The 2,641-nt window shown below is 73.9% G+C and carries 3 protein-coding genes and 1 pseudogene; all 4 read right to left on the reverse strand.

What is annotated here, in order from left to right; genetic code table 11:
- Positions 1-137 (reverse strand): AAA family ATPase (locus tag ABNT58_RS21550; protein ID WP_348755463.1); only part of this gene is annotated, 137 nt, incomplete at its 3' end.
- Positions 134-1,132 carry a chlorophyll synthesis pathway protein BchC gene (gene bchC, locus ABNT58_RS21555; RefSeq protein ID WP_348755461.1) on the reverse strand — a complete coding sequence of 333 codons (999 nt, stop codon included), beginning with the start codon at positions 1,130-1,132 and terminating at the stop codon, positions 134-136. The genes ABNT58_RS21550 and bchC, both read right to left, overlap by 4 nt.
- Positions 1,133-1,167: 35 nt before the next feature.
- Complete coding sequence (locus tag ABNT58_RS21560) at positions 1,168-2,331, reverse strand: methyltransferase (RefSeq protein WP_348755462.1); 1,164 nt, start codon at positions 2,329-2,331, stop codon at positions 1,168-1,170.
- A gap of 55 nt (positions 2,332-2,386) precedes the next feature.
- A pseudogene (locus ABNT58_RS21565) lies at positions 2,387-2,641 on the reverse strand (geranylgeranyl pyrophosphate synthase); the annotation flags it as partial.

Here is a 2,641-nt window from a genome sequence, read left to right on the forward strand (position 1 = left end):
CCGATCAGCAGCACCTTCTTGCCCTGCTGGGCCATCATGTAGCTGAGGTTGGCCAGGGTGAAGCTCTTGCCGATGCCGCCCTTGCCATAGATGGCAATGATCTGCGTTTCGGGCTTGTTGACCGGGTCGGCGTTCATGCGTGGTGTCTCCAGTCCAGGACCATCTTGAGGCAGGCGCTGTCGCCAAAGGCCGTGGCGTAGGCGCCCGCGGCATGGGCGGCCAGCTCGTGGTGGGTGATCAGGCCGTCCAGCGAGACACGGCCGGTGTCCACCAGCTCCTTGACCGCCAGCAGGTCGGGCCGCTGCCACTCGGCGGCGCAGCGGATCTGCACTTCGCGCATGAAGGCGGGTGCAAATGCAAATTGAAGCGGCTGGCTGTAAAAGCCCGCGAGCACGATCTCGCCGCCGGGCGCCAGGCGCATCACCAGCGTGTCGATGATCCCGGCGTCGCCGCTGACGTCGTAGATTGCGCGGTAGTCGCGGCGCGTGTCGGCGTCGGGGTGCATCACCGGGTAGCCCTCGGCACCGCCGCAGCGGCCGGGTTCACGCTCCCACACCGTGGGCGGCGGCAGGCCGGCGGCCACCGTCATGCGCGCCAGCAGGCGGCCCAGCACGCCATGGCCGACGATGAGGTCGGGCGCCACGATGGGGTCGCGCTTGCCGCCGCCGGCCACCGAGTGGTAGGCCGTGGCGGCCAGCGCCATCAGCACCGCCTGTTCGCCCAGGTGCTCGGCCACCGGCAGCGTGCGCGCGCCGGGCACCACCAGGCAGGCCGCGGCACCGCCGAAGAGGCCGCGCACGTCGCCGAAGCAGCGGGCACCGGGCACGAACACACGCTCACCCACGCGGCGACCGGCGGCCGGGCCGGCCTGCACCACGCGGCCCACCGATTCATAGCCCGGCACCAGCGGATAGCCCATGCCCGGGAAGGCCGGCATGCGGCCGTTCCACAGCAGGCGTTCGGTGCCGGTGCTGATGCCGCTCCATTCCACGTCCACCACCACGTCGGCGTCGGTGGGGTCGGCCAGCGGCAGGTCGCTGAGCGACAGCCGGCCGGGTTCTTCCAGCACCACGGCCAGGCTGTGCAGCCCGGTGCCGGGGTTCAAGGAAGCGGGGTGAACTGCGGATGCCATGACTGTCAGGATACGCTTCACTCTTAGAGTGTCAACTACGATTTACACCCAGCCATAATGCTGCACTGCAGGGGCAGCCGGGTGCGCAGCTGGCGCACGCCGGCAAAGCCGGCGGCCTGCATCAGTGCCGTCAGCTGGGCGGCCGTGCGCGGCCGGCCGCGGCCCATCGCCAGCAAGTAGAGGCCGAAGTACGCATCGCCCATGGCCTGCGCGCCGGGCGTGCCGGCCATGGGCTCGGCCAGCAGCAGGCGGCCGCCCGGCGGCAGCGCCTCGAACGCGGCGCGCAGCAGGGCTTGCACGGTGACGTCGTCGTGGTCGTGCACCACGCGCACCAGGGTCAGCAGGTCGGCGCCGCGCGGCAGCGGCTGCAGCCGGAAGTCGCCGCCCACGCGCTGTGCCGCCGCCGGCAGCCGCGGACTGGGCCGCGCCACCACCGCAGGCAGGTCGAAGAGGATGAGCTGCAGCCCGGGGTGGCGCGCATGTACGCTGGCCAGGAAGCTGCCGTCGCCGCCGGCCACGTCCAGCACGCAGCGGTGACGACGGAAGTCGTAGGCGTCCAGGATCTCGCCGGCCACCAGCGGCTGCGAAGCCGCCATCAGCGCCGAATAGGCGGCCACCTGGTCGGTGGCCAGGCCGCGGGCGTCGCGGGTGGCGGCGTAGGGCCAGTAACCGGCCAGCGCGGCCTGCGGGCCTTCTTGCTCACCCTGCGCCCCGCCCTGCCCCGACGCGCCCCCGCGCAGCAGGGCCAGCGGGTCGTGCAGGTCGGCATACAGCGCGGCATGGTGTTCCACCATCGCGGCCAGGCCGGCGTTGCCCACCATGGGCGCACCCAGCGGGCCCAGGCCATAGCCGGCGGCGCCGCGGTGTTCCAGCAGGCGCAACGCCACCGCGGCGTCCAGCAGGCGGGCGGCAGCGGGCTCGGGCAGGCGCCAGGCGGTGGCCAAAGCGGCCAGGGGCTGCGGGCCCAGCGCCAGCAGGTCGAAGGCCCGCAGCCGCACGCAGGCCAGCAGCACCTGCGAATAGACGAAGCCGGCCATCAGGTCGAACAGCTGCTGCGCCCTGCGGCGGGCGATCGGGCGCGTCAGCGGGTTGGCGGCGGCCCAGCGCTGGAAGCCCGGGCTGGCCAGGCAGCCGTCGCGCCACTGCTGCCAGCGGGCCTGCCAGCGGCGCCACGGGCCGGCGCCGGGGGATGGGCCCACGGGCGGCGGGCGGGCGGCGGGGGAAGAAGGCGGCATGCGGGAGGGGCGCCCGGCTTCAGGCCGCCGACGCCATCCACTCGGCGCACAAGGCGCTGGGCACCAGGCGCTCGCTCTCCAGCCGCACCAGCGTGCGCAGCTTCTCGGCCCCCGGGCAGTCGGGCACCGCCTGCGAGGCCGCGGCGATCAGCTGTCGGAAGCGCCCGATGGCGCCGGCCACGCCGTCGCGCCGCGCCACGCTGGGCCGGCCCAGGGCCAGGTCGCGGCCGATGGGCTTGCCCAGCAGGTCGGGGTCGGCCGCCACGTCGCGCAC

It is taken from the genome of uncultured Aquincola sp. (genome assembly GCF_964001545.1).
In the GTDB taxonomy this organism is placed as follows: Bacteria; Pseudomonadota; Gammaproteobacteria; order Burkholderiales; family Burkholderiaceae_C; genus Aquincola.

What these genes read in the sequence shown, in the direction of transcription:
- bchC (WP_348755461.1), bottom strand. Translation starts at nt 1,132, where the DNA reads ATGGCATCCGCAGTTCACCCCGCTTCCTTGAACCCCGGCACCGGGCTG.